Annotated in this window: 22 protein-coding genes; 4 read left to right on the top strand and 18 right to left on the bottom strand. The window is 59.0% G+C overall.

The window, feature by feature from the left end:
* The first annotated feature begins 157 nt into the window (after positions 1-157).
* Both MWU53_RS11910 and chrA read left to right on the top strand, forming a co-directional pair.
* Positions 158-1,144 carry a sulfotransferase gene (locus MWU53_RS11910; RefSeq protein ID WP_348647040.1) on the top strand — a complete coding sequence of 329 codons (987 nt, stop codon included), beginning with the start codon at positions 158-160 and terminating at the stop codon, positions 1,142-1,144.
* A complete protein-coding gene (chrA, locus tag MWU53_RS11905; protein ID WP_247093618.1) occupies positions 1,134-2,354 on the top strand; it encodes a chromate efflux transporter in 1,221 nt (406 codons plus the stop codon). Before MWU53_RS11910 ends, chrA begins: the two co-directional genes overlap by 11 nt.
* A gap of 109 nt (positions 2,355-2,463) precedes the next feature.
* Here chrA and MWU53_RS11900 read toward each other — a convergent pair whose 3' ends face one another.
* The 14 genes from MWU53_RS11900 to MWU53_RS11835 form a co-directional block, all read right to left on the bottom strand.
* Positions 2,464-2,874: a universal stress protein gene (locus MWU53_RS11900; protein ID WP_247093615.1), complete on the bottom strand. Its 411-nt coding sequence runs from the start codon at positions 2,872-2,874 to the stop codon at positions 2,464-2,466.
* A gap of 48 nt (positions 2,875-2,922) precedes the next feature.
* Positions 2,923-4,719: a thiamine pyrophosphate-binding protein gene (locus MWU53_RS11895; protein ID WP_247093613.1), complete on the bottom strand. Its 1,797-nt coding sequence runs from the start codon at positions 4,717-4,719 to the stop codon at positions 2,923-2,925.
* Positions 4,716-6,125: an aldehyde dehydrogenase family protein gene (locus tag MWU53_RS11890; protein ID WP_247093611.1), complete on the bottom strand. Its 1,410-nt coding sequence runs from the start codon at positions 6,123-6,125 to the stop codon at positions 4,716-4,718. The genes MWU53_RS11895 and MWU53_RS11890 overlap by 4 nt, the downstream gene beginning before the upstream one ends.
* On the bottom strand, positions 6,106-7,020 hold the full coding sequence (locus MWU53_RS11885) for a sugar phosphate isomerase/epimerase (RefSeq protein WP_247093609.1): 915 nt from the start codon (positions 7,018-7,020) through the stop codon (positions 6,106-6,108). Before MWU53_RS11885 ends, MWU53_RS11890 begins: the two co-directional genes overlap by 20 nt.
* Positions 7,021-7,139: 119 nt before the next feature.
* Entirely contained in the window at positions 7,140-8,330 is a 1,191-nt protein-coding gene (locus MWU53_RS11880) for a Gfo/Idh/MocA family oxidoreductase (RefSeq protein WP_247093608.1), read from the bottom strand.
* A 1-nt stretch (position 8,331) separates the two neighbouring features.
* Positions 8,332-8,997 carry a hypothetical protein gene (locus MWU53_RS11875; RefSeq protein WP_247093606.1) on the bottom strand — a complete coding sequence of 222 codons (666 nt, stop codon included), beginning with the start codon at positions 8,995-8,997 and terminating at the stop codon, positions 8,332-8,334.
* Positions 8,987-10,183, bottom strand: a complete 1,197-nt coding sequence (locus MWU53_RS11870) for a Gfo/Idh/MocA family oxidoreductase (RefSeq protein ID WP_247093603.1) — start codon at positions 10,181-10,183, stop codon at positions 8,987-8,989. Before MWU53_RS11870 ends, MWU53_RS11875 begins: the two co-directional genes overlap by 11 nt.
* A complete protein-coding gene (locus tag MWU53_RS11865) occupies positions 10,173-10,997 on the bottom strand; it encodes a citryl-CoA lyase (protein WP_247093600.1) in 825 nt (274 codons plus the stop codon). The genes MWU53_RS11870 and MWU53_RS11865 overlap by 11 nt, the downstream gene beginning before the upstream one ends.
* The gene (locus tag MWU53_RS11860; RefSeq protein WP_247093598.1) at positions 10,994-11,854 is read right to left on the bottom strand and encodes a shikimate dehydrogenase; all 861 of its coding nucleotides are present in this window, start codon (positions 11,852-11,854) and stop codon (positions 10,994-10,996) included. Before MWU53_RS11860 ends, MWU53_RS11865 begins: the two co-directional genes overlap by 4 nt.
* Entirely contained in the window at positions 11,851-13,734 is a 1,884-nt protein-coding gene (locus tag MWU53_RS11855; RefSeq protein ID WP_247093596.1) for a sugar phosphate isomerase/epimerase and 4-hydroxyphenylpyruvate domain-containing protein, read from the bottom strand. The genes MWU53_RS11860 and MWU53_RS11855 overlap by 4 nt, the downstream gene beginning before the upstream one ends.
* Entirely contained in the window at positions 13,734-15,029 is a 1,296-nt protein-coding gene (locus MWU53_RS11850; protein ID WP_247093594.1) for a TRAP transporter large permease, read from the bottom strand. Before MWU53_RS11850 ends, MWU53_RS11855 begins: the two co-directional genes overlap by 1 nt.
* On the bottom strand, positions 15,026-15,592 hold the full coding sequence (locus MWU53_RS11845; RefSeq protein ID WP_247093592.1) for a TRAP transporter small permease subunit: 567 nt from the start codon (positions 15,590-15,592) through the stop codon (positions 15,026-15,028). Before MWU53_RS11845 ends, MWU53_RS11850 begins: the two co-directional genes overlap by 4 nt.
* A gap of 27 nt (positions 15,593-15,619) precedes the next feature.
* Positions 15,620-16,630: a TRAP transporter substrate-binding protein DctP gene (gene dctP / locus MWU53_RS11840; RefSeq protein WP_247093590.1), complete on the bottom strand. Its 1,011-nt coding sequence runs from the start codon at positions 16,628-16,630 to the stop codon at positions 15,620-15,622.
* 95 nt (positions 16,631-16,725) lie between these two features.
* The gene (locus MWU53_RS11835) at positions 16,726-17,811 is read right to left on the bottom strand and encodes a Gfo/Idh/MocA family oxidoreductase (RefSeq protein ID WP_247093588.1); all 1,086 of its coding nucleotides are present in this window, start codon (positions 17,809-17,811) and stop codon (positions 16,726-16,728) included.
* Positions 17,812-18,016: 205 nt separating this feature from the next.
* Between MWU53_RS11835 and MWU53_RS11830 the strand changes: the two genes are divergently transcribed.
* A complete protein-coding gene (locus MWU53_RS11830) occupies positions 18,017-18,670 on the top strand; it encodes a GntR family transcriptional regulator (protein WP_247093586.1) in 654 nt (217 codons plus the stop codon).
* A gap of 72 nt (positions 18,671-18,742) precedes the next feature.
* Here MWU53_RS11830 and nagA read toward each other — a convergent pair whose 3' ends face one another.
* The 4 genes from nagA to MWU53_RS11810 are packed head-to-tail and all read right to left on the bottom strand — an operon-like array spanning position 18,743 to position 22,587.
* Entirely contained in the window at positions 18,743-19,882 is a 1,140-nt protein-coding gene (nagA, locus tag MWU53_RS11825) for an N-acetylglucosamine-6-phosphate deacetylase (protein WP_247093585.1), read from the bottom strand.
* Positions 19,879-20,922 carry an SIS domain-containing protein gene (locus MWU53_RS11820; RefSeq protein WP_247093583.1) on the bottom strand — a complete coding sequence of 348 codons (1,044 nt, stop codon included), beginning with the start codon at positions 20,920-20,922 and terminating at the stop codon, positions 19,879-19,881. Before MWU53_RS11820 ends, nagA begins: the two co-directional genes overlap by 4 nt.
* Positions 20,923-20,948: 26 nt before the next feature.
* The gene (locus tag MWU53_RS11815; protein ID WP_247093581.1) at positions 20,949-21,704 is read right to left on the bottom strand and encodes a GntR family transcriptional regulator; all 756 of its coding nucleotides are present in this window, start codon (positions 21,702-21,704) and stop codon (positions 20,949-20,951) included.
* Entirely contained in the window at positions 21,691-22,587 is an 897-nt protein-coding gene (locus MWU53_RS11810; protein WP_247093579.1) for a BadF/BadG/BcrA/BcrD ATPase family protein, read from the bottom strand. Before MWU53_RS11810 ends, MWU53_RS11815 begins: the two co-directional genes overlap by 14 nt.
* Before the next feature lie 160 nt (positions 22,588-22,747).
* On the opposite strand from MWU53_RS11810, the gene MWU53_RS11805 reads away from it, so the two are divergent.
* Entirely contained in the window at positions 22,748-23,641 is an 894-nt protein-coding gene (locus tag MWU53_RS11805; protein ID WP_247093576.1) for an N-acetylmuramic acid 6-phosphate etherase, read from the top strand.
* The last annotated feature ends 5 nt before the right edge of the window (positions 23,642-23,646 follow it).

Below are 23,646 nucleotides of genomic sequence, written 5' to 3'. Positions count from 1 at the left end.
TCGCTCTCATCCCCTGCTCAGAACGAGCCTCTATGGTTAACAAAACTTTCATCTGCGTTAACGAAACGTAAACGATTTACGCGCTTTAGTTGAGCATCGGAGCTGCCACCGCATCTGTGACGCAACAGTGAACGTGGCCTAAAACGGAGTGCTGCAGATGCCATATTTTATGATCGGGACCCAAAGGTCTGGTTCGAACCTACTGCGTATTATGTTGAATCAATCACCCGAACTTGTCGCGCCCCATCCGCCTCATATTCTGGAAAGACTTTGGCCATTGCTGACCGAGTATGGCGACTTGCAGAATTCACAGTCGTTTTCGCGCTTGGTTGATGATGTTTGCCTGCTGGTGGAAACCAACCCGGTCAGTTGGAAACTTGGCACGATTGATCGCGCGGCACTGGAAGACGCGTGCGCGGAACAGTCGCTCGTGGCCATCTATTTCGAAATCCACAACCTGTTGGCGCGACACAACATGGCAACAGATTGGGTGTGCAAATCCCTTGCGAATGTGCACTTCGCGGACGAGATCGACCGCTTTGGTGGTGCGCGTGCGAAGTTCATCCACCTACATCGCGATGGTCGGGATTCAGCATTGTCGTTCCGCAAGGCGATTGTGGGCGAAAAATCGTTCTATCACATCGCGAAGCAATGGCGTGACGAACAGGAGAAGGCATTGGATCTTGGGCGGAACCTACCGGCCGACCGGTTCATTTCGGTCGCGTATTCCGACTTGATCACGCGCCCAGAAACCGAACTGCGTCGGTTGTGCGACTTCATGAAGGTTCAATTCTATCCTGACATGCTTGAATTCCACAAATCCCGCGAAGCAGCCAGCACGTCGGTGGCCGGGCAGATGTGGTCCAATGTGCAAAAGCCAGTCATGTCGCAGAATACGAACAAGTTCCTGCGCGAGATGAGCGCGCAGGACATTGCCGTATTCGAAGCCGTCGCAGGCGACACGCTGCACAAGATGGGGTATCCACTGATGAGCGGCTTTGACGACGAGAACCAGCGTCTTAAGGCACAGGCCTTGGAAAGCGCGAAGCCAGAGGATCTGCAGAAAAGAAAGGCTCAGGCGTCAGTAATGCAAGAGATCAAGGAACGCCTCGCTAGCAGAAACATAAATCGCCATGTCGCATAAATCTGCCAGCACCTACGCCGACGAGATCTCTCTCGCCCAGCTGTTTCTAATTTTCTTCAAAATCGGCTGTATCTCGTGGGGGGGATACATGGCGCTGATCTCGGTCGTTCGATCCGAGGTCGTGGGGAAGCATCGTCTGATTGAGGATGACGAGCTTATGGACGGTGTCGCCCTAGCGATGCTGCTTCCCGGGCCCGTCGCAGTGAATGTCGTCGCCTATGTTGGCGACAAAATCCGTGGCCCATTGGGTGGCGCGGTGTGCGCTGCGGCGGTGATCCTTCCGTCTTTCTTCCTGATGGTGGGCTTTGCAGCCCTCTACCTATCGTGGGGCACGATGGTTGTCGCTGACAAGGCGTTGGCAGGCGTTCTGCCCGCGATCGCCGCGATCATCTTAAACGCCGGCTGGAAAATGCGTGAAAAGGCCATACAGGGCCCAATCGACATGGCAATGGCGGTGGGTGCGGCCGTCTTGCTTTTGGCGGTCGGTGGAATCTGGATCGTCGTCTGCACTTTCACGGTCGCTGCTGTCGTAGGTATCCTGCGGCATCGCGCGGCCGATACGGATAGTCGCGCCCCAAACGCACGACGGCATCCATCATTTGGCATCGGATCACGTGTCGTCACTCTGTTCTTGGCGACGTGCATCGTCTTATTTCTGTTCCTTCCCCAGTTGGATATCTCATCGATCCTGATTCAGTTGTTCTCGGTGTTCTCTGGCATGAGCCTGTTGCTGTTTGGGGGCGGTTACATCTTCATTCCGATGATCCAAGAGGCCGTGGTGACTGCTTACGGGTGGCTGTCCCTTGAAGATTTCGCAGCAAGCATTGCGCTGGGTCAGGTCACGCCGGGACCGATCCTGATCAGTGCGACATTCATCGGGTATAAAGTTGCGGGCTTGGCGGGGGCGATGGTTGCAACAGTTGCGATCTTCATGCCTCCGGCGGCTCTCATCATACTGGCCGCACGGCAACTTGAACGCATCAGCCACCTTGCACGATTCAAAGCCGCACAATCCGGGATTCGGACTGCCGTTTTCGGCATGATCATCTCAGCTGCGCTGTCACTGCTCATCGGGATCGCCAGCGAGGCGTCAAACCTTCTGACACCGGCGGTGATCTTCCTGTTGTCCTGCGTCGTGCTGATGTACCTGAAAAAGAGTGAAATCTGGACTGTGCTCATCGCGGCCGTGCTGGGGATGCTCGTTTTCTAGAAGAGTGTGGGGATGCGCGTGTGGTTGGCGGAAAACACGTTTCCGGTGCGCCGGTCACAGCCTCGCGATCCTGCATCGAAGACACCCACATAGCAACCAAAGTGACAGATCACCTGATCACGAATACCGAGCATGGAGCGCGGCGTGCAAGCCGGGACGCGGTTGACCCCAGCGCATAGCCCTCGCTTCCGGGTCGGCTTGCGCCTGTGACGATCAGGTCCGCGCCGATCTCTTCGGCGTAGGTCGCGATCACAACGCCGGGCTTGCCGGCAAGAGTTACCCGGTCAATGTCATCTTGACCGGCCAAGGCATCGTCAAAGGCTTTCCTGATCTCCTGCACCATCTTCTTCCGGTCGGGCTTTACCATCGCGTATTCGGCAACATATGACGGAATGTCTTCGAACACAGAGATCGCAATGATGCGACCGTCAGGCGCGCGCAATTGTCGGGCGATGTCCAGTTTCCGCGCAAGTGTTTCGGTGTGGTCCAAAGCGACCGGAACGAGGATGGTGTTGAACATGGTGATCCCCCAATAAATGGCCGGGGCACGAGGCCCCGGCTGTTGGTCTTAGGTTGCGACGTGAGACACGTCTTTGTCCGGCGAATAGATATCGAGGATATTCCAATGCCCCGTCGTCGGCGTCGGGTTGTTGATCATCGGAACGTCCAGCACCGTGGGCTTGCCACTGGCAATCGCCGCCTCAAGCGCTGGGAGCAACTCGTCCGCAGACGTAATCCGCACCCCGACGGCACCATAGGCCTGCGCGATCTCGGCATAACCCGGCCCGTTGGTGGGCGCGGCAGCAGTGCCGGGGAAGGTCGTGCCATAGGTCAGCCCGTAATGGGCTTTTTGTAGCCCCGCGATAGTGCCGAAAGCGTTGTTGTTCATCACCAGCCAGATGATGCCCAAATCCAGTTCGACGGCAGTGGCCAACATGGACGGGTTTTGACCAAAGCCGCCATCGCCCACAAGGCTGATCACCACGCGATCCGGCGCGGCCAGCTTGGCCCCAATCGTCGCCGGGGGGCCAAAGCCCATCGTCGCAAAACCACCCGGCGTCAGGATCGAACCGGGGGTCAGGATATCGAACTGCTGCCCGACCCCGTTCTTATTCCAGCCCACATCCGTGGTGATGATCGCGTCTTCCGGCAGTGCCTTGCGGGCATCCGCCAGAATACGCTCCGGCATCATCGGGAACGCGGACGAGGTTTGCATTTCGGTGTTCGAGGCTTTGAACTTGGTGCGGAAGTCGGAAATCTCGGCCTTCTTCTCGGCGCGGGGGAAGCCGTCAGGATACATCTCTTTCGCAACGCGCGTCAGCACCCGCAGAGCAGCTTTGGCATCGGCAACTACACCGATCTCGGTCGGATAGTTGCGGCCGATCTCCTGCGGCTCGATGTCGATATGGATGACCTTCGTTGTGTCGTCCTTCCCACCGATATTGAAGGTGTAGCCGGGATACCAGCTGGAGCAATCGGCCTCTTTAAAGCGGGTCCCCACGGCGAAGACATAGTCCGCATTCAGACAGGACTGGTTCACCAACTCGGTGCCCCAGAAGCCCGTCATGCCCATGACCAGCGGATGATCATCGCGCAGTGCGCCCTTGCCCATCAGGGAATGTGCGACAGGCAAGCCCATATGCTCGACAAATTCACGCAGTTCCTCGCTGGCCTGCGCCAACAGAATGCCGCCGCCCACATAAGCCACGGGGCTGTCTGCCTGTGCCAGTTTCTCGACAATCTCGCGCGCGGTTTCGTCGTCAATCGACGGCTTCTTCAGCGCGCGGGTGTTGTCGATGATGCGGTCAAAACTATCTGACGGGATCACTTCCGAGAAGATGTCCATCGGCACGTTGACCAGAACCGGACCGGGCTGACCGCTTTCGGCCAAGTGGAACGCCTTTTCCAGGATCTCGGCCATCAGGTCCGCCCGATCCACGCGCCACGCGCGTTTTACGAAGGGGCGATAGATTTCCCACTGGGCGGCGTCCGCGTGCAAGTTCACCTCTTGGTGCGGGTGCTTGCCATAATAATGGGTCGGAATGTCGCCCGCGATCACCACCATCGGGATACAATCGAGCGCCGCATTGGCGACCCCGGTGGTGCAGTTGGTCAAACCGGGAGAGAGGTGCGACAATACCACCGAGGCCTTGCCGGTCACGCGCGCATAAGCGTCCGCCGCGTGACTGGCGATCTGTTCATGACGTACGGTGATGAAGTCAATCGGGCTTTCCGCCAGCGCCGCCAGAACGGCGATGTTCGTGTGACCGCACAGGCCAAACACATGCTCGACCTCGCGTCGTTCCAGAAAATCGACGATATGTTCGGCAACCGTTTTGCCTGCTACGTTCGCTCCGTCCATCATGCGACCTCCTGTCCGTAGAACTCGCCAAACAGCTCCTCTTCCGAGGGGCGATCTTCGGCGATGGGCCGCGAGACCCATGTGTAGTTCATCATGTGTTTCATGGTGACGTTTTCATTGGTGATGTTGCCGCCCCAGATGCCGCACCCCAGCGAGCTGGTCATCGGCATGCCGTTGGTCCAAGCGCCTGCATTGGCCTTGCTCTGCGGCTGGCGCACCATCATGCGGCTGACCGGGGCCAGACGGGCCAGACGGTCGATGTTCTCGTCATTGTGCGAGTAGATGCCGCAGGAATGGCCCTTGCCGCCGGTGGCATAGATTTGGCTTACCGTGTCGAGCGCATCATCGAAACTCTCGAAGTGATACAGCGCCATCAGCGTGGTCAGCTTCTCTTTCGAGAACTTGTGCTCGGGCCCGATCTGCCCTTGGTTTTCCACCATCAGGAACTTGCGATCCTCAGGGATAGAGAACCCGGCGACCTCGGCGGTTTGCTGCGGGCGGCAGGCGATGGTCGGGAAAGTACGATTGCCTTTCTCGTCCCACATGGCGGCCTCAAGCATCGCTTTTTCTTCGGTCGAACACAGATAGCCACCCTCGGCCTCCAGCGCCTTGACCATATCTTCATAGATCGACTTCTGGATGATGATGTTCCCATCCGCCGAACAGCCCGATCCAAAATCCGAGGTTTTCGAGATGCGCGTGTTCATCGCGGCGATGTCCAGATCAGCCGTTTCGTCAATGACGATCGAGCTGTTTCCCGCACCCACGCCATAAGCCGGACGACCCGAGCTATAGGCTGCTTTCACCATCGGCTTGCCGCCGGTGGCCAGCGTCAGATCGCAGATCTCCATCAGGTGCTGGGTCAGCGGGATGGACGGCTTGCGGATCGCTTGGAACAGGTCCTCAGGCGCACCCACAGCACGACACGCCGCGCGCATCACCTCGGTCATTTCCCATGTGGTCTGGGCAGTGCGCGGGTGGGGCGAGAAAATCACCGCGTTGCGTGCATTGGCCGAAGACACACCGGTCACCGGCGGCGTCATCGCCGGGTTCGTCATCGGGATCAACGAGGCAATCACACCGGCGGGCTTGGCGTATTTCACCAGCCCTTTTTCCTCGTCCACCTCAACGATACCGGTGGACGGAGTGCGCAACACATCACGCAGCACCATCTGGATCTTGAAGCGTTTGCCGGGACGACCTGCGCGGTCACCGATGCCACTTTCATCCACGCCCTGTTCGGCAAGACGGGTGAAGGTTTTCTCGTTGCCCGCATACCAAGCAATCGCCTGTGACAGGCGGTCCAGGCGCTCCTGCGACCAGTCTTCGATTTCAGCCATGGCCGCGCGCGCACGCGCCAGCATGTCGGCCGCCAACTGGCGATCCGCGTCAGTGAGCTCTTTGCTCATGATGTTCCTCATTGTGTTGGAGAGTAGCTGCATCCGGCATCCGGCGCTGAGAGCGCGCCTCGCCGAAGGTTCGTTTCGCGTGCGTAAGGCAACGCCGCGCATGTTCTTCGTATCCCAGTTCCGCCACGCGGCTCTGGTTGGGCAGTTCGATCGAGTAATCGACCGGGGGCATCCGTTCGATGATGCCAGCAAAGTCAATCCAGCCTTCGCCCGGATACAGTCGTGCGTCACGGGCCAGCTGGATCATCCCTTCACGCGTGTCCGCGATGCCCGGCAAGCAGTCCGAGATGTGCAGGAAGTGAAACAGTTCGGACGGGACGTGCAAAAGCTCGCCCAGATCGACGCGGCTGAGGTGCAGATAGAGCGTATCCACCAGAATGCCACCGTTCGGACGGTCCGCAGCACGAACGATATCCAGCGCTTCGTCCAGTGTGCGCAAGCGCGAGAAGGACGGGAATTCAAGGTCGACCGTGATGCCATAGGGCTCGGCCAAATCGCATGTCTCGCCATAGACATCGACCAAAAAGTTGCGGTCGTCGCGGGTCGGCGTCCAGGCCGACATGATCATCCGCTTGGCACCCAACTCGCCGCCAAGTTCCAAAGCGCGCTCAAAACTGCGCGGGTCCACATCTTCGGTAATGCGGGCAAGCTCTACATCCAACACCTTCAACCCGGTCGAGGCCAAGGCCGTCTTCGTGGCCTGCACCTGCGCCTTGTCCACAGGGGCTTCCGTGAACTCCCCCGGGACTTTCATCGGGATAAAGCGCGGGCTGACAGCGTCATAGCCCGCACGTGCAGCGATATAGACCAGCTCGGGCGGCGACGCCCCGATCAGGGTCAGATGCGCCAATGAATACAGCGAAGTGTCATCGGCCTGATGGGCAGTATCGGGCATGGAACGGGCTCCGGACGAAATCAGTGAGTCGCAGGTTTATCCTACGCAATCTAAAATATCTGATATTTTTGATAATTTCAATTACTGATTTCAAACCCGGTTACTCTGCCCAATTTGGGTCAGATCGTGACCCACTCCCCGCCTTGCTCATTCGACCGAACCGAGGCCGCGATGAATTGCACCCCGGTGGCACCTTCAGCCACTTTGGGGAAGCTCAGCCAATCATCCGGCAACGCCACTTCGTCGCGCCGCGCCGCCACGGCCATGGCAAACTCGGTATAGAGATTGGCCCAAGCCTCAATGAACCCCTCTGAAAAGCCACGACCAGTGCGCACGAGCCGCTCGGTCGCGGCGCTGACCCCGTGGCCATGACCACGGCTGATCACGCGATCCGCCTCGCCAAAGCGATAGAATTTCAGCTGCTCGGCGGTTTCCAAATCCCATTCCAGACCGCCCTCGGACCCGTAGATCCGAAGCCGCAACCCACCGCGATTGCCCGGTGCAAGACGGGTCGCCATCAGCGTGCCGGGCACATCGTTTTGGAAACGTGTGAACATGAACACCGTGTCTTCAAGCGGCTTTGGCGTGCCGCAGACATGGAACTCAGCCCGCAGGTCCGTCATTTCAAGCCCGCTGACAAAGCTCGCCAGATGGGCCGCGTGGGTGCCGATGTCGCCCACACAACTGGTCGGGCCCGAGATCTTCGGATCGAGCCGCCATTTCACATGCGGCGCGTCGGCCGCATCATCGGGCGTCATCCAGTCCTGCAGGAACTCCACATGGATCTGGTTGATGTTGCCAATGCGCCCCACGGCCACGATTTCGCGCGCCTGACGGATCATTGGAAAACAAGACATGACATAGCCCACACCGAACACCCGCCCGGTTTGTGCGGTCAGGTCGATCAGCGCCGTGGCCTCGTCCACCTCGTTGGTCAGGGGCTTGTCGCAGATCACGTCGATGCCCGCGTCCAGAAAGGCCTTGGCCGCGGGGAAATGCAGGTTGTTCGGCGTGGTGATCATCACCGCGTCGACGCCATCGGGACGAATGGCCTCGGCCTGCGCCATCTTCTCGAACGAGGCATAGCAGCGATCTGGATCCATGAACCACTCCGCGCCACGCGCCTTCGCCCTCTTCGGGTCGGACGACAGCGCACCAGCCACCACCTCCCACCTGTCGGTCATCCGCGCGGCGGTGGCCTGCGTCGCCGAAATGCGTCCGCCGCCAACGACACCAAGGCGCAGGCGGCGCGAGAGGGCCGGGAATGGCCCGTTGAAATCCAAGTTTTCAGGCAGAAGTCTTTCGGTCATTTTATCCTCCCAGTTTCGGGATCTCTGCCCCCTCGGGCAGGATTTCCAGCGCCATGAAAATGCTGGGCGTGGTCGTTTCATATTGGTGCCAAGGATAGTTGCCTTGGTCGTCATACATCGGTCGATGGGTCATGCCCGGCGCCATTGGTTCTTCCAGATACAGCGTGGCCGGGTCGCGTTCGCGGCATTGCTGCATCTTGCCGAACCCGACGATCTGGGTGTGCACCTCGCGAAAGCCCGGCACCGGGCAGAACGGGTGATCTTTGTGCAGACCGACATTCAACGGCACCGAGGCAGAATGATACATGGTCAGACCGATATTGCCGACGAAAACCTTGGGCGACATGTAGTGTTCAACCCCGCGCAGCCGTTCTTCCCCTCGCAACTCAAAAGCCGTCGGCCACGCCTTGCGCACGTCAGCGCAAAGGGCGGCGTCATCGGCATGGGCGTCGAACCGCTCTACCACGATGGCGCGATCCACATCGTCCAAGGTAACATTGGCGAAGATCGCCGATTGCAGCGGGGCAAGGGTCTGCCGCTCGACACGAATGGGGCGGTCGGAGACGTTCACCACAATCGCGCGGTCGGAGACCTCATACTGGGCCTCGACCGTGACGTGGCGTATGCCGAAAAACGGCTCGGCGATAGTAACGGTTTCAATGGGCATTGGCGGCCTCATGAGTCCTGGTGTTTTCGCTGGCAGGGAAGGTTTCGGGAAGCGGTTCGGGCACGGGACATGTGCTGGCAATACTCTGGTAGAGCCCTTCGTGCGGGGCGCGGGCGATGGCGTCCATCACCTCGAACACGTGGAAAGACAGCGCACCGCTTGCCCGTACGGGCCGGTCGTCCCGCACCGCCAAGGCCAGATCAAGCAAGCCCAGACCGCGGCTGTTTTCATTGAAGCCGTGGGTGTTCTCGACCACTTGCCAATCGTCGCGTCCGGTGGGGCGAGGTTGGTGTGACCAGCGCGAGGTCTCGCGCGTGCGCAGCCAGACCGGGCCGTGAAAATCATTCGCCCCATGCACAGGGTCGGGATCGGGGATCGAGATCACGCCGGTCTCGCCATAGATCTCGAACCGCGGGGTTTCGCTGTCCCAGATGTCGAAACTCATGGTCATCGAACCGATGGCCCCGGTTTCAAACTCGATCAAGCTGAGCGAATGGGTATCGACCTGCACATCTATCCATTCGCCATTGCGGGGGCCGTTTTCGATCTGGCGGCGGTCAAAGGCGCGGTTTGCCATGCCCGCCACGCGCGCGATGGGGCCAAGGCAGAACACCATGGCAGTCAGGTAGTAGGGACCAAGGTCCAGAAGCGGCCCGCCCCCTGTCTGATAATAGAAATCCGGGTTCGGGTGGTGCCGTTCTGTGCCATGGGTGCCCACATGGGCGAACACCCCGGTCGGACGACCAATCGCGCCCTCGTCGATCAAACGGCGCACGGTTTGCCAGCGTCCGCCAAGGAAGGTGTCAGGCGCATTGCCCAGCTTCAGCCCGCGTGCCTCGGCCAATTCCAGCAGCTCGCGCCCGTCGTCCATGTCCGTCACAAAGGGTTTTTCCGAGTAGACATGTTTGCCCGCCAGAAGCGCCCGCCGCGTGATATCAGCATGGGCTGCCGGAATGGTCAGGTTGAGGATGCAATCGATCTGGGGATCGGCAATCACCTCGTCCACGGAACAGGCGCGTGCAATCCCGTGTTGCGCGGCCTTTGCCCGGCTCTCCTCCAGATCAAGGCTGGCACAGGCTACAACCTCGAGTTCAGGGAATTTCGCAAGTGTCGTCAGATAGATGTCACTTATGCGGCCACATCCAACAAGGCCGACCCGGAAGGTTTTCGGTGCGTCACCGGTCATCTTCTTTCGCTTCATAAAGTGGTAAATAGCTGGGCGGCATCGGACCTTTGTTCCGACCACCCTGGTTCATCTGCTCCCAAGCATGCGCCAGCACGCCGACGGATCTAGACAGGCAAAACAGCCCGCGCGACAGGGGTGCCGGGAAGCCGAGTTCGCAGAAAATTACCGCGGTCGCGCCGTCAATGTTCATCGCAATGGGACGCCCGCCGCGCTGACGACCAAGCTCGGCCTGAACCTCTTCGCCGATATCGGCAAAACGGCCGGACACCGTGCCTTTGGCCGCAGCGTCGCGCACCAATTGCATCAGCCGCGGGGCACGCGGATCGACGGGTTTGTGGAACCTGTGCCCAAAGCCCGAGACGATCTTCCCATACTGCGTGCGCCAGTCGTCCAGCCCACTGGTGACGGCCTCGTTCAGCCCCTGCCCCGCGCGCAGCTTGTCCGAGATGCCATAGTAAAGCTCGGCGCATTGCTCGCCCGCGCCACCATGCACATCGCCCAGCATGTTTACAGCCGTCGCCATGGCGTTGTTCAGCCCAACCCCGCAGGTCGCCGCCATACGCGCAGCGGCGATCGAGGGCGCCTGTGGTCCGTGATCCACCCCGGCCACCAAAGCGGCTTCGAACAGGGCGGCTTCGTCGGCGTTTGGCATGTCACCGCGCACCATCAGCCAGATCATCTGGGGAAAGGACACATTGCCAATCAGGTCCTGAATTGGGTGGCCCCGGAACGCGATCTTGCCCGGTTCCATGTCGATGATCGAGGTGCGCCACCAATGGCGAATGGCGTCTGCATCTGAAGATTGGGTGGTCATGCCATTTCCTCCCGCTCCAAAGATACAAGATGCTTGAACTGCTCGGACATCCGTTCAGGAGATGCCGCTTTCCCGGTCAGCAAGTGAAACGCGGCCGCCGCCTGAAAAATTGCCATGCCAGACCCGTCCATTATGCGCAGGCGACGCGACGCGGCGCGTTTCAGAAGCTCGGTCTGACGCGGAAAATAGATGATGTCTGCGACCCAACACGCGGGCGAAAGCTGGTCCGGATCAAAAGCCATACCCGGATGAGCATCCATCCCAACGGGGGTTGCATTGACGACACCGCTCAGGCTGGAGGGATCAGCGCTTTCAATGTCACGAACAACCTGAATATCCGCCCGAGGTCGCGCCGCCTTCAGCCGCGTGGCGAGCGCATTGGCACGATCACGGGATAGGTCTGTTACGCACAGCGCACCGCATCCTTGATCTATCAAGGCCAGCGCAACGGCACCGCCCGCGCCCCCTGCCCCAACCAGCAAAACCTTCGCAATGGATGCCATCGGCATTTCGCGCCGCAGCGCCGAGCGGAACCCGACATAATCAGTGTTGTGACCAATCCAACGCCCATTTTCGAACAGGACGGTGTTCACAGCGCCCAACGTCTGTGTGGTCTCGGAAAGCTCGTGCATCAAACCGGCAGCGTCCGCTTTGAAAGGGTGGGTCACGTTTACACCGACCATGCCTTCAGCCTCGGCCCGTTGCAGGATCTCCTTCAAGGTCATCCCGTTAAACGGGGGCGTTACGGTGTCAAATCGTTGATATGCATAATTAAAGCCCTGAGCTTTCGCCTCGGCCATATGCATGTCCGGGGTCAGAGACCCCCCGATATTCTGTCCAATCAGCGCGGCTTTCATGTGCGCGGTATCCCTGCTGGTCGTTGGTGTTTCATCTGTGCAGCCAGTCGGGCGGACGCGTTGCGCGCGCCGTATCCGGCATAGCTGCGGGTGCGCTGGACGATCTCGAAGAAGAACCCTTGGAAGATCGGCTGGCTGTAGATCTGGTAATAGGCAGTGTCACCTTGCTGGTCGTAGAGGATGTTGCCGGCGCGCAAACGTGCGATCAGGTCGTCGTCCAACCCGAACTGCGCCTGAAGATCGTCGTAATAGTTGGGCGAGATCTCCAACCGTGGGAAACCATGTGCCGCAAGCTGCGCGGAGGTCTCAAAAATGTCGTCGCTCAGGAACGCGATATGCTGCACCCCTGCCCCGAACTTGTCGGCCAAGAACGAAGCCGCGAAAGTTCGGTGCCCCTCGGCGCCATTCAGGTTCAGACGCACTTCGCCTTCTGGGCTTTCAATGGCTTGGCTGTGCACCACACCTGCCGGGTCCGCCACATCGACAATCGGAGATTTCGACATCTCGAAGGTCGAGGTGTAGTAGAGCAGCCAGCTTTGCATTTCCTCATAGCGCATGGTCTGGGCCACGTGGTCGATACGGCGCAGGCCCGCTGGCTGGGTGGCTTCGGTCTTGGCGACGGGTTCGAACTCGATATCCCAGACGCGATGCAGGTCGGATTTCTCGTCAATGAAATGCACCACATTGCCGCCAACGCCGCGGATCGCAGGAATGTCCAATTCGCCCGTACCCACGGGTTGCGAGAACTTCGGCGTGCCAAGCGCGGTTGCGCGCGCGACAGTCTGCTCCGCGTCCTTAACGCGCAACCCCATGTCACAGACCGACGGGCCGTGGCCGATAAAGGCGGAATGCGCGAAGCCCTCTGTATCGGTGTTCACGACGATATTGATCGCACCCTGTCGCCACAGCTCGACTGATTTTGAGACGTGTTTGCGCTCCATCCGGAAACACATGGCCGACAGCATGTCGGTCAGCTCTTTGCCGCTGGTGGTGTCCGCCGCAAACTCGATAAACTCAAACCCCGAGGTGTAAACGCGCGGCGGAAGATCGGGGATGTCGAAGCGTAGGTCGGGATCGCTGCGGGACACTTCGTCCAGCAGGTTCACCAGCGCCCGATAGCCATCTTGCGCCAATGTGCGCCCGCCGGGACGCGGGCTGTGTTCGTTCACACGCGCCACCGACCACGCGCCATTGTAACCCGCACGCGACAGCACCTTCACGAACCCCGCGAGGTTCAGAGATCCCAAACCGGGCAGCATGCCGAAGTGCCGTTTAAGACTGCGAATGGCCCCTTGCGTGCGCGGCGCGTCGGACAGCTGAACGTGGAACACACGTTCGCCCGGCAGGTCCCGCAACTGGGCAGGCTTCGCCCCATCCGCAAGCGAGAAATAGCTATTGAGCGCGAGACCCAGATTGGGACTGTCGATCTGCTGAATCAGGTCCAGCGCTTGCGCATCGGTTTGAACCGATCCCGCCCACGGCAACGCAAGATAGGCCAGACGCATCCCACGCGCTTTCGCACGGGCGGCAGCATCTGCAAGATCTGTTGTGGCCTGCTCAATCGACACTTCCCGGCTGGAGGCACCAATCAGCAGCATATCGGTGCCCAGCGCGCCCATCAAGTCGAACTTCCGCTCGAGCCGATCAAAAGCGCGGGTGCGTTCTTTCCCGTCCCACCCTTCAAGTTCGTTGAAGGGCTTCAGCAGGTTGATCGACAGCCCCAACCCCTGCGCCATCTGAGCAACATCCTCGGCGGCCCCGTGAAATCCGGTGAAATCCGGCTCGTGCAGCTCCACAGCTTGAAAGCCCGCTTCCGCGATGACCGAGAGTTTTTCCTCGAGATCACCGGGGATGGACGTGGTCGAAATTGCAAGTGACATTAGCCTTGGTATCCAAAGAGCCTCGGTAGCCACAGGATCATGTCAGGCAACAGCATCATCGCGATCAGCGCCAGAACCAGAACAATCAGGAAGGCCCAGATCTCGGCGATGATTTCACGCAGTGGGATGTCTGTAACCGCGTTAATCACAAAGAGCAGGATTCCATAAGGTGGCGTAATCAAACCAATCATCGAGTTCACAACCACCAGCACACCGAAATGAACAAGGTCGATGCCCAAGGCCTCGCATGTTGGGATGAACAGCGGGACAATCACCAAGATGATTGTGGTGGCATCCAGAACGCAGCCCAGCGCCAAGATCAGGACGTTCACCAAAATCAGGAACATGATCGGGCTGATGTCCGAGCCTTCCAGCATGGACGAGATCGCCTGCGGGATCTGTTCCTGGATCACGATGAAGTTCAGGATGAACGCGCCGCCGATGACGATCCCGACAGATGCCGACGACCGGGCGCTGTCCACGAACACCTGATAAAGCTTGCCCAATGAAATGGCGCGGTAGAACATGAAGGCCAGCATCAGCGCATAGAATGCAGCAACAGCGGCAGCTTCTGTTGGCGTCGTGACGCCCCCATAGATGCCATAAAGCAGGATCGCGGGCATCAGAAGCGCAGGGAAGGCATTCGCCGTTTTCCGCGGCAGTTCGCGCAGCGGAATAGGCTCTTCCAACGCGAAGTCACGCTTGCGGGCCAGGTAGCCGTTAATGCCCATCAGCACAGCACCCATGATCAGGCCCGGCAAGATGCCAGCAAGGAACAGCGATCCGATAGATGCCTTAGACACAAGCGCATAGAGCACCATGGGGATCGACGGCGGAATGATCGGACCGATTGTGGCGGTGGCAGCGGTGATCGCGGCTGCATATCCGCGCGGGTAGCGGTCGCCTTTGGTCATCATCTCGATGATGATTTTGCCAATACCGGCAGCATCCGCGACAGCCGATCCCGACATGCCCGAGAAGATAAGAGACGCCACGACGTTCACATGCCCAAGGCCGCCTTTGAAACGCCCAACAGCCGCGACACAGAAATTCAGAAGTCGGTCGGTGATCGACCCGGCGTTCATGATGTTGGCGGCGACGATAAACAGCGGCACGGCCAGCAGGATGGTGCTGCGATAGAAGCCCTGCAGGATTTTCTCGCCCGCCAAAGCCACGTCCAGCCCGGCAACACCCAGATAGACAACAGATGCCAACAAGATCGAATACCCGATCGGCGTGCCAATCCCTGCCAAGAAGAAGAGAGTGACAAGAAGGGAAATCAGCTCAAAGCTCATTTGTTTGCATCCTCTTGGGAATTCTCTGCGGCTTCAGCCTCGTGAAGCGCCTCGACGGCCAGTTCCAGCTCGGTCTTGGGCGGTCCGTTCCGAAGGGTGTCGACGAACAGCCAAGCATACCGTACGGCGATCGCAACGATGAAGACGCCGTAGATCGAGAAGACATCGCGTAGCGGAATCTTGTTGCCCGTAAACGGATTGCGCACCGTTGCGGTTTTGCGGATCTTCATCCAGTCGATGTAGTCCAGCGTCGGAAGAAGCGTGTAGAGCATCCCAACGACCAGTGCGACAGCCGAGATAAGCGCGAAGACCCGACGAACCGGTCTGCTAACCGACAGATAGATAATGTCGAATTTCACTTGATCCTGTTCGCGCACTACGAAGGCGCAGCTGAAGAAGATCACCCAGACCCACAGGATACCAATCAGCTCCAACGTCCAGCCGGCGGGCGTGAACAGGTATCTCAGCGCGATCTGTAGAAGAAAGGTCAGGAAGATTGCCGCCAGCAAACCGCCGGCAATCGCTTCTGCAAGTCGGGAGAACCACTTGAAGGCTTTCTCCATTGTCGTTCTCCCCCTTGTCAGTTTGGCTTAGTTGCCCAGTGCGTTGATTTTCTCAAGCACACCTTCGGGCCAGCTGGCTGCAAATTCAGAACCAACATACTGTGCCTGCACGTGGGTACGGAAGGCATCAAGATCGGGCTCGTAGACCGACATGCCCTGCTCTTCCAAGAAGGACACAAGGCTTCCTTCCAGCTCCAGCTGCTTCTGGCGGCCGCTTTCGGCAGCAGCATCGGCGGCTTTCTGTACGGTGGCCTGCTGGTCAGCCGACATGCCATCCCAAACAGCTTTCGACATCGCGATGTAGTTCAGGTCAACAAGGTGCGACGTCAGAACGATCTGCTTGGTCACCTCGTAGAACTTCTTGTCCACAACGGTCGGCAGCGGGTTGTCTTGGCCATCTACGGCACCGGTCGACAGACCGGTGTAAACTTCCGAGAATGCCATCGGCGTGGGCGCGGCCCCCAGAGCGGCACCTAGGAACTGCCATGCATCCGTGCCCGGCATACGCAGGTTCACGCCTGCAAGGTCAGCCGGAGTCATGACGGTCAATTCGTCTTTCGACTGGCGAAGGTTCACCTGACGACGGCCAAGATACATGACCGACAGCAGCTTTACGCCCAGTTCGTCTTCCACCTTGGCTTTGAACGGATCCATCAGCGGATCGTTGAACACGGCAACCTGGTGGGCAGCGTCCTGATGGACATAACCTGTCGCGAAGATCGAGAACTCGGGGAAGAACTGTGCCAGTTCCTGCGCCGAGGCGATCGACATCTCAAGGTTCCCGCGCGAGATCGCGTCAAGCTCGGTGCCTTGGGCGAAGATGGTGCCGTTATAGCTGGGTTGATAGTCGGCGAAGTCTGCGACCATCGGCCCAAAGACTTCGGCCATCGCGACCGAACGCTGGTCCGTTTCCGAACCCGAAGTTGCCAGACGCAGTTGGATTTTGTCGGCCGCGAAGCTGGCACCCGATGTGCCCGCAACAACGCCCGCTGCCACGATGGCAGAAATCGCCGCGCGGCGTGTAAGTTTGGTGATCATGATTTTCCTCCCTGAATATCGCATTGATCAGCTCGATTGTAAGCTTTGCCTGATTTTGGATATTTTGCAATATTTTTTGCAAAATATCTGATATTTTATCCTGTAGCCACATATTCCCCTTCAGTTTCAATATCTTGACCGGGGTGAATGTCGACAATTTTACCAGTTAGGCAGGCCAACTGAATGGCTTCCAGCACTTTCAACGTGCGCAATCCCTCGCGTCCGGACACCAAGGGTACAGCCCGTCCGGTGATAACATCCGCGAAATGGTGCATCTGGTTGACCAGCGGGTCCGAGGCCTCGCGGATAAGCGTCGTCGCCGAAATCGGCGTCCACCAATCACGCTTTCCATCTTGGTGTGTCCACAACCGCAGATCGGGAACGGACAGTGATCCATGCGCGCCGCCGATCATGTAGCAGCTTTCGGGCGTCGGCGGGTAAATCGGGTATTCGTTCGACGTCAGCTCCCAGCTCCAGGGCGCGACGATACTGTCGGACACGGTGATTGTGCCGATCGCGCCATTCTCGAACCGCAAGACAGCAGCGGCGACGTCTTCATTCTCGAACCCGCGCATTGACGGCGCTGACTGCGCCTGAACGCTTTTAACCTCGCCGCACAGATGGCGGATCAGATCCACATCATGCGCCAGATTGACCGAGATCGGCCCCGCCCCCGCTTTTTTGCGCCAAGGCGCTTCATCGAAATAATGGTCGGGCTTGTAGAACCAGCAATTGACGTGCACCGCGCGCACTTCACCGATCCCACCATCCGAGACAACTTCATGCGCCTTGCGGATCAGTGGGTTGTGACGGCGGTGGTGCCCGACAAGAATGGGCACATCCTTCTCTTCTGCCTGCTCAACAAGCGTCCGCGCTTCGCGGGCCGAGGTCGCCAAGGGTTTCTCGACCAGAACCGGACACGCATGGCGTACAGCTTCAAGTCCCTGTTCGACGTGAAGAAATGTGGGCGTTGCCAAAACCAACCCATCCGGCTTTTGCACCGCAAACAGCTCTTCCAGCGTGTCAAAACACGCAACCCCCCGGTCTTGGGCGAAGGCACGCCCTTCAGCGCTGGGATCCACGACCCCGGACAGGGTTACGTGTTTCAGTTGGTTGATGGCATCCGCATGACGTCGGCCAACCAGACCCACCCCAGCAATTGCAATTTGAACAGTCTCCACCGGGACAGTCCCCCCTAGAGCGCAGACGCGCCTTGAATTTCGTTGACCGACAGAGTCGCCGGCGTCATCACCTCACCCTAGGCGCGGCAAACGTAATTTGCAATAATGTCTGATATTTTTTGTTTTAACGGATTTATTGAGTTATTGTGACTGTATCAGCGAAATGGTACAAAAAATGGAAAAGCAGAAAAAACCGGATAAAAAGATGAACAAACAATTCGCCACTGTCGGATCAAGCACCTATCAGCGCATCAAGCACGACATCATTTTCGGCGAATTGACCCCTGGCGCGAAACTAAAGCTCGAGGCGCTAAAGCAGCGCTACTCGGCCAGTTCATCGACGCTGCGCGAAACCCTAAATCGTCTTGCAAGCGAAGGTTTCGTTGAAGCGCCTGAACAACGCGGTTTCTTTGTGACCCCGGTCTCTCGTGAAGACCTGATCGAAATCACCGAGCTGCGCGTCCTTCTGGAATGTCATGCGCTTGAACAATCGATCAAGAACGGAGACACCGACTGGGAAGGCAATCTGGTCGCCGCCCATCACAAGCTACACCTGATGGAACAACGCATGCTTTCCGGCGATCATTCCGAGAAAGAGATGTGGAAACGCTATGACTGGGAATTCCATTTGGCCATGATCGAGGCGTGCAATTCCAAGAACCTGCTCTCGCTCCACTCGACACTATACGACAAATACCTGCGCTATCAGATGTTGGTCCTGACGTATCGCGGTGAAGAAGCCGTGGTCGAACACAACGCCATGTTTGACGCGGCGCTGTCACGGGATGCGAGCAAGGCCAAGCGACTGCTTGAAGAGCACATTCGCAACGGTTTGGAGCACACATTGGCGGCCATGTAAGCGGGTCTTCCCGCTCTGCTTTGTGCTGCTTCACCGCAGAGGCAAAGCGCTTACGTGCTGGTTCAGGCGAACTTAGATCAAAACAGACACCGCGCGCAAATCGCGCGAAATGCGGATCAAATCTGATGCGCGGCAGTTTGGATCGGCCGGCGTGACCAAGCCCGCGTTGAGCAATTGCGATGGCGCTGTCGTTGCCGCGCCCAGCACGGCCTCTAATGGCAGCCCGACCTGTTCGACCATCACCCGGATGGCCGTGGTCAGATCTAGATCTGCCCCGGCCAACGTGCCATCTGAAAGCGTTAACTGACCTTCCCGGCGATGGATGGTGCGATCTTTCAGCGTGAACTCTGTTTTGTCTGAGCCTGCGACGGCCATCGCATCGCTGACAAGAAAGATCCGCCCCGGCCCGGACTTGGCAGCCCATGCAGTACGAATTGCTTCCGGATGGACATGAACCGCGTCGGCGATCAACCCAGAGAATACCTTGCCACATGCGAGGGCCGCACCGACAAGCCCCGGTTCGCGATTGCCAAGTTGGCTCATCGCGTTGAACAGATGCGTCACACAGCGCGCACCGGCAGCCATGTAGCTGCGGCAGGTATCATAGTCAGCATCCGTATGGCCCAGCGATACAAGTATGCCCGCCTGCGCCATGGCGGCAACCTGCGCTTCGGTGACGTTCTCGGGCGCAATGGTGACTTTCAGGCATGGCAGGGCGTCGGCGGCTGCCAGAAGCTCGGTCAGATCATCGTCCGTCATCGGGCGGATCAGCGCTGCGTCATGTGCGCCTTTGCGGGCAACGGACAAATGCGGGCCTTCAAGATGCAACCCGGCGATACCCGGTACGCCTTCGCGAACGGCATCAATCGTTGCGGCAATCGTGGCGCGTGTGATCTCGGGCGTGTCGGTGATTAGGGTCGGCAACAGATGCGTCACGCCAAGGGCGCGATGGGCACGCGCGATCCGCGAAAGGGTGTCGACCGACGGATCGTCCCCCAGCATGATCCCATCCCCGCCATTGACCTGTAAATCTACATAGCCGGGGCCAAGGATGTCTCCTCCAAGATCGATCACCGCGCCCATGTCAGGCACATCCGCGTCGGGGCCATACGCCAGGCGCTGCCCGTCCTTGAAACTGATCGCGTAACCGTCAATCAGTCGCGTCCCGTCGAAGATCCGCCCGCCGCGATATGTCACCGTGCCATGGATCATACCGTTTCCGTCACTTTCTTCAGATGGCGCGGCGTATCCGGGTTGATCCCACGCCGGGCTGCAACCGTTTCCACCATGCCATAGAACGATACGATCGAGGCCACGGGATCCGTGATCCAGTGATCGGTGCAGACATGCGGCAGATGCGTTGCGACCTTGGCTTTGTCCGAGGTCGTGAACGCCAGCGCACCTTTCTCGGCCAGTGCATCAGCCACACCTGCAATGCTGTCTTCGGCAGCATCGCGGGCGGCAAAAGCAATTACCGGGAAGCCTGGCTCGACGATCGAGACCGGGCCGTGCAGCACCTCGGCCGAGGAATAGCTTTCGGCGTGGATCTGGCAGGTTTCCTTGAACTTCAGCGCCGCTTCATTCGAGATTGCCCAGCTGGGCCCACGCCCAAGAGTGAACAGAGACTGACACTCGCTGGAGCCAATGATGGCATCCACGACGGGGGTCCAGTCGCACTCGGTTGCCTTCTGCAGATGCTGAGGCAGCGCGTGAATTGCGGCGATCAACTCGGCGTCATCCTTCAGCTGCGCCAGAAGCCAAAGACCGGCGACAAGCGAGGTCACGAAGGTCTTGGTGGCTGCCACGCTCAGCTCGGGCCCGGCATAAATCGGCAAGGTGGCCGCTGTGGCTTGGGACAAGGGCGACGTCGCATCATTTGTGATGGCCACGGTATAGGCACCGGTTTTGGCGAAGGCTTCGGTCAGCCGCACGATGTCGGGGCTTTGGCCGGACTGCGACACGGAAATGCACAGCGAGCCTTCGCCCGCGACGTCCACACCATAGATCGACTTGATGGACGGCCCGACGGATGCCATCGGCAAGCCCAGCAGCAGCTCGCTGGCATATTTCAGATAGGTCGCCGCGTGGTCGGACGAGCCGCGTGCGACGGACAGCAGGAACCGTGGATCGCGCTCGCGGATTTCGGCAGCGGTTGCCAGAACACCCGCGCGCCCTTCGGTCAGAAGCCGTTCGACGGCATCAGGGATTTCATTGATTTCGCGCCGCATGCGCGTTGTCGTGTCTTGGGACATGTCAGGCAGCCTTAATGTTTGTCAGGTCACGTTGAAAGGCGCAGTTCGGCCACGAAGTCATAGGCGTCACCGCGATAGACGGATCGGGTCAGCTCGGCCACGCGGCCGCTGTCCAGATAGGAAATACGTTGGATGCTCAGTCCTGCGGTGCCTTCAGCCACGCCAAGAAGTTCGGCATCATCGGGTTCTAGATTCACCGCCGAGATTTTCTGCACCGCGCGCACCGGACGATTGCCGGATTGTTCGAGCACTTCATAAAGCGAGCGGGACACCTCGATCGGGTTGGGCAGAATGTCCAGCGGAAGCGACGCACGCTCAAGCGCCATAGGTTGCCCACCAGCCTCGCGCAGGCGGTAAATTCGGGCAACGGAATCCCCGGCAGCAAGGCCTAATGTCAGAACCTCTTCCGGCGACGGGATGAAGACGCCCCGTTCCAACCACCGCGAGGTGGTTTCAAGGCCACGCCGTTTCATGTCTTCGGTGAACGACGTCAGATGCGACAGCGACTGTTCGACCCGCGCAACGGGGGCGCGAACGAACGTGCCCGAGCCCTGGCGCTGTTCGACAACACCCAGCTTTACCAGCTCTTGAATGGCTTTGCGCACGGTAACGCGGGACAGTTCAGTGATCTCGGCAACTTCGCGTTCTGGGGGCAAAGAACTGTCGGGCGGCAAAATGCCCTTTTCGATTGCTTCTTCAATCCGGCGACGCAACTGCACGTAACGCGGACCCGAGCGGTGTCCCAGCCATTCCTGAGGATCCAGAAAATCAGAGATGTTCATGGGCAATCTCCTCGCTGAACGATTGGGCCAAGGACAGCGCCCCGCTCAGGGGTTCCCCCGCTGGGGCGGTGACGCAGCTTTGCATGTCGTCGGGCAGATAGGATGCGTATTGCGGCGCGATCCCTCCGGTCAGGCAGATGGCCATGCCGGGCTTCCACCCCAGGATCGGCAGCAATTCCGCGATGCTGTTGGCGGCTTCCTGCACGACCTGCCGCGCAAGGGCGTCGCCCTTTGCTGCGTAGGCAGTGATTGCCGGGGCCAACGCCCCGAAATCCGCCGGGCGGGCTGTCGAAGCGAACTGCACGACACCCGCTGCGCCAGACAGCTTGTCCAAAACATGTTGGGAATAGGCAGTGTGCGCACAAATCCCATCCACCGCATCCAGCGTCAGCGTCAAACCGCGTCGCCCAACCCATTGCGCAGATGCCGGATCACCCAGAACCGGTCCCCAGCCCCCTGCAAATCTCCGATCTCCATTGATCTGGGCTGCCAAGAACGACCCGGTGCCGCAATGCGCCACCACGCCATCACGCGCGCCCAATGCACCCACCAGTGCGGACGGGCGATCATCTTCAACACGTATATGTGTAAATGGCAGGGCTTCAGCGACGTCCTTAGCGACAGATGGGCCCGCAACCCCAGCAAGACCCACATAGGCCGGCAGGCTGATCAGTTCGGCCATTTCAATCCCGGCGCGCGCGCCCAACAACCCCAACCCGCGCGAGATCTCGGAAATCGCGGCATCGAAATCTGTGGTGACATTAGCGGACCCCAATTCGACCACCGCATCAGCGCACCCATTGCGCAAAGCAAGGCGACAACGCGTACCGCCACCGTCGATGGCCACCACGGGATTGGATGTATGCTTGGATGAATGAATCATGTGATACCTTTATAATACCTATTTTAGTTTTAAAAGACCAAAATCGACCCAGGAGCCTAAATTCAAACCAAATTGGCGCAATAATCATGGATCACAACAAAATGGTAGACAAATGGTATTTAATAGGTATGTTATTTGACAATCCAATGGGGGGAATCGCGTGCCACAGCGTGTCACAGAACAATTGCACGAAAAGGCAGAGGGGCTTGATTGCCGGCCTCTGACCGAGATCGCTCTGCTTTTGTCGCAAGGCCAAAGCAACGCGGCCACATGCGTGGAAAAGGCTTCTGGTCAGATTGCAGACGCCAGTCAGGCCATGGCCCAGAGCATTTCCCAAGATGCTGTGTTGCATTATGTGGCAGCTGGGTCCTCGGGCTTGATGGCTGCCGCTGACGCGATGGAGCTGGGCGGCACGTTCTCGATCCCACCTTCTCAGATCCGCATTCACATGGCCGGAGGGTTGCCAACAGGGGCGGAAATGCCCGGCGGCACGGAAGATGAAACCGACCAAATTCGCAAGAGCCTCGCAGACATCGGACCACATGATACTGTGATAGCCGTATCGGCCAGTGGCTCGACGCCATACACAAATGAGGCCGCCCGGGTCGCAATATCCGCAGGGGCAACGGTGGTCGGCATTGCCAACAACGCCGGGGCCGAGCTGCTGTGCCTCAGCGATCATCCAATTCTGTTGGCCACCCCGTCCGAACTGCTTTCGGGTTCGACCCGGATGGGCGCGGGCACGGCGCAGAAGATTGCCCTGAACATGCTGTCGACGTTGATGGCCGTCCAGTTGGGCCATGTGCATGACGGGATGATGGTCAATCTGACCGCGGACAACGCCAAGCTGCTTGGCCGTGCACGTGGGATTGTCGCGAAGATCGCGGGGGTCGATGACGCCGTGGCCGAAAACGCCCTGTCACAAGCAGGTGGCGCCGTGAAACCCGCCATTCTGATCGCATCCGGCGTCGAGAGCCTGCCCAAGGCAACCGCGCTATTGAATGCCCGCAAGGGGCACCTTCGCCCCGTGTTGGAGAAACTCAAGAACGAATAAATCAA

Source organism: Aliiroseovarius sp. S1123, assembly GCF_023015885.1.
Classification (GTDB): domain Bacteria; phylum Pseudomonadota; class Alphaproteobacteria; order Rhodobacterales; family Rhodobacteraceae; genus Aliiroseovarius.
Note: the sequence above shows the minus strand (reverse complement) of the source record. Positions and strands in the feature narration are given on the sequence as shown.